General features: G+C 38.2%; 2 protein-coding genes. Both read right to left on the bottom strand.

Annotated features, from left to right (window positions below):
- Positions 1–251: 251 nt before the first annotated feature.
- Positions 252–1,103 carry a class II fructose-bisphosphate aldolase gene (locus A5875_RS22195; RefSeq protein ID WP_088935728.1) on the bottom strand — a complete coding sequence of 284 codons (852 nt, stop codon included), beginning with the start codon at positions 1,101–1,103 and terminating at the stop codon, positions 252–254.
- Positions 1,075–3,000 (bottom strand): PTS fructose transporter subunit IIABC, encoded by a 1,926-nt coding sequence (locus A5875_RS22190; protein ID WP_088935727.1) that lies wholly within the window; start codon positions 2,998–3,000, stop codon positions 1,075–1,077. Before A5875_RS22190 ends, A5875_RS22195 begins: the two co-directional genes overlap by 29 nt.
- Between the last annotated feature and the right edge of the window lie 107 nt (positions 3,001–3,107).

Below are 3,107 nucleotides of genomic sequence, written 5' to 3'. Positions count from 1 at the left end.
ATATTATACCAAAACCCATTTTCCATATAATATGAGTTTAATTATCTCACTATATTATATGAAAAAGCTAAAGTATAGTCGGGGAAGTGTGCCTCTTCATAATAGTAGTAACGCGTAAAAAGATCATCCGATTTTCTGAATGGAAAAATCCGGATGATCTTTTTAATTGTGTTAATCACAGAAATTTATGGCTCTTAGAAGTATTGCAATCCTTCTTGTCGTATTTTTTTATACCTCTTATCTTGGGTGAATCAAATTTCAGCACTCACCTGTATCTTATTTGTACAAAAAACTCCATAATAATGCTTCAAGCAATTTTTCATTGAATTTGAAACTACTTCTTTCAATTCCAAATAATTCTTTGGTTCTTCATTGTTAATGCCGTTTTGTGCAGCGTTAACCAAATCAGAAAAGATATTGATCTTACTAATCCCCTGCAAACTACAATGATTGAGATTGTCATCACCAGATGAAGATCCCCCATGTAAAACTAATGGTGTTTCTACGGCTTTAGCAATTTCGTCCAGTCTTTCAAAATTAATTTCAGGGATTCCTTTATACATTCCATGAGCTGTACCGATTGAAACCGCCAGTGAATCAACCTGCGTTTCCTTAACAAACTGAATAGCATCTGCTACTGTTGTATACTGTGAATCAGTTTCTTCATGATTTTCGTAGTTTACACCTGAACCAACGTGACCAATCTCTGCCTCTACGACTACTCCTCTAGGATGTGCGTATTCAATAATTTCCTTCGTCTTCTTCACGTTCGTCTCAAAATCCTCTTGAGAGGCATCAATCATAACCGATGTAAAACCAACATCAATCGCTCTTTTAATAATACTTGGAGTCATTCCATGATCTAAGTGTAAAACAATTGGAACTTTTGCTTTTTCCGCATAGAATTTGCCAAAATAAGCTGCTTCTTCTAAAGAAATATATTCTAAATGGACTTCTGCTAATGCTAAAATAACCGGCAAATTTAACTCCTCAGCGACTTCAACATAGTCTTTCATTGATTGCGCATCGATGAAATTGGGTGCAGGAATCGCAAATCCTTTCTCTTGACTAATTTTAAATAGCTCCTTCGACGTCACTAACATCTTCAATACCTCCACTAATTTCTTTATTTGGAACAATAGACTTCTTAGTAAGTCCGACAATCAGCATAGTAACAACACTTCCAGCTAATACACAGGCAACATATAAAAACGGACGATTGATGGCGATCGGAATAACAAAGATACCACCATGCGGTGCAGTCAACTCAATCCCAAACGCCATAGACAATGCACCACCAACGGCCGCACCAATAATATTTGCTGGAATAACTCTAATAGGATCGGCGGCGGCAAAAGGAATAACCCCTTCTGTAATAAAACATGAGCCCAAAACATAAGCGATTTTACCGGTCTCACGATCTTGATCTGTAAACTTATTTCTAAAGAAAGTCGTCGCTAGTCCTAAACCGATTGGGGGAATCATCCCACCGCACATTAATGCCGCCATAGGTTCATAAACTCCGGCAGTGATCATTTGAATACCAAAAGCATAGGCAATTTTATTTAATGGACCGCCCATATCACTTACCAAAATACCCCCCAGTAAAGCTCCAACTAAGATAGCGTTCGATCCGCTCATATCCGTCAGCCATTTGACTAAAGTATCATTGAAGGAACTAATTGGTGTATTGATCACGTATTGGATAACAATCGTAGTTATCAAAGTTCCTAGTACAGGAAAAAGTAAAACTGGATTCAATCCATGTAAAGATTTAGGCAATTTGATTAATACTTTTCTCAGAAGCAAAATACTATATCCAGCAACAAACCCGGCAATCAAACCACCTAAAAAGCCAGAGCCGCCAGTTGAAGCAATCATTCCTCCAATAGCACCTGGAGCAAGGCCTGGTCGATCTGCAATACTAAACGCAACATACCCAGCAAAAATCGGCACCATCAAACCGAATGCCGCACTGCCGCCAACAGAATTTAAAAATGCAGCAAACTCATTGTATTGACTGGAGTCCGGATTTGCGGAGTTGACACCAAACATAAATGATATGGCTATCAAAATCCCACCCGAGACAACAAATGGCAGCATAAAAGAAACACCGTTCATCAAATGCTTATAGATATCGAATGCGCCGCCTCTTTTGGTATCATCAGATTCAGCCGACTTCGTTGAACCTGCCGCTTTGTAGGACTCTTTTTTTGCTAGCACTTCATCAATCAGTCCATTTGCATTATTGATCCCATGTTTTGTGGATGTTTCTACAACTTTTTTCCCATCAAAACGACTCATATCCACTGTTCGGTCGGCGGCAATAATTACGCCACTTGCTTGTGCAATTTCCTCGTCTGTTAAACGATTTTCTGTACCACTTGAACCATCCGTTTGTACTTTCATTGAAATTCCACGCTTTTCAGCCGCATCTCTTAAAGATTGTGCGGACATATACGTATGAGCGATCCCTGCCGTACATGCAGTAACCGCAACTAATGAAACGCCCTCAGATGAAAGTAGTTCGTCTGCACTTTCTACTTCCTCTTCTTCCAATTCTTTTTCATCAATAATGGAGATGACCTCTTTAACTGTTTTTGCCAGAATCAATTTCGCCCGAAACAGTTCATCCATTAAATACGTCGATAATCTTGATAATGTTTCTAAATGTTCATCCGTTGCACCTTCTTGAGCCGCAATCATAAAGAATAAATGACAGCTTTCTTTATCATAGGTGATGCCTTCCAAACTTCGGCCGAAGACTACTGCTGGTTTATTCACGTATGCAGATTTAGTATGGGGCATCGCAATTCCGTAACCAACTTCTGTCGATACGGCATTTTCTCGTTTCCAAATATCATCTTTAAATCCCTCCAGCTCTTTTAAAAAACCATTTTTCATTAAACGAACTGCCAGAGTATCAATGATTTCTTCTTTATTTTTCGCTTCTAAGTGAAGAATGACATTCTGCTCAGTGATCAGTTCAGATATTTTCATGTTCTCATCTCCCTATTTTCAATTACATTATTGAATTCTTCTAAACTATTGGTTTTTTTCACTTCTATTAATAATTCCGGATCCTTTATAATGTTGTATATTTCTTC

Source organism: Enterococcus sp. 3H8_DIV0648 (genome assembly GCF_002140655.1).
In the GTDB taxonomy this organism is placed as follows: Bacteria; Bacillota; Bacilli; order Lactobacillales; family Enterococcaceae; genus Enterococcus_A; species Enterococcus_A hulanensis.
The sequence above is the reverse complement of the archived record's forward strand: the minus strand, read 5'-3'. Positions and strand labels throughout refer to the sequence as shown.